The 297-nt window shown below is 43.8% G+C and carries 1 pseudogene; it reads left to right on the top strand.

The features are described from left to right. A pseudogene (locus tag VSQ62_RS32345) lies at window positions 1–297 on the top strand (IS66 family transposase); the annotation flags it as partial.

Below are 297 nucleotides of genomic sequence, written 5' to 3'. Positions count from 1 at the left end.
GAAAACAGCGGAAGAGAAAAAAGAGATTATAAAGAAACTAATGCAGTCTCCGGTCATGAATGCAGATTTTACAAACGCATCTGTAAATGGGCACAGTGCGCAGGTCCTTATACTTGCATCCCCGATCGCAGATGTGGCACTTTATATAGGCAGGGAGAAAAAAGGGCATAAAGGAATAGAAGGAACGCCGCTTGAGAATTATGTTGGGATTGTCTTGCATGACCATGACAAGACATTTTACCGTTATGGAACAAAACATCAGGAGTGTACCCAGCATGACTGCCGCTATCTGATCGG

Source organism: Sporofaciens sp. JLR.KK001 (genome assembly GCF_036941055.1).
Lineage (GTDB): Bacteria > Bacillota > Clostridia > Lachnospirales > Lachnospiraceae > Sporofaciens.
The sequence above is the reverse complement of the archived record's forward strand: the minus strand, read 5'-3'. Positions and strand labels throughout refer to the sequence as shown.